Raw genomic sequence first — 239 nt, forward strand, 5'->3', positions numbered from 1 at the left:
TTAGAAATATCGTCATTATCTATTATTTGATTATTTTCAACATTTTGTAAATTTTTATGTTCATCAGTTTCTTTTTTATTTAATTCAATTATATTTTCCTTAATATCTAATTTATTAATTTCTGCAACATTATTATTATCAGTATTTTCTTTATTTACATATTCTTTATATTTATTAATATCTAATAGTTTAGGACCATCAATATTTCCTCTTCCTCTTTTTAATTCATATATCTCATC

The 239-nt window shown here is 18.4% G+C and carries 1 protein-coding gene; it reads right to left on the bottom strand.

All coding sequences use genetic code 11. The features are described from left to right. The coding region (locus tag SAZ04_RS22910) for a hypothetical protein (protein ID WP_332700084.1) at positions 1-239 on the bottom strand (239 nt) is incomplete at both ends.

The organism is Halalkalibacter lacteus, from assembly GCF_036663595.1.
GTDB lineage: Bacteria > Bacillota > Bacilli > Bacillales > Bacillaceae_D > Halalkalibacter > Halalkalibacter lacteus.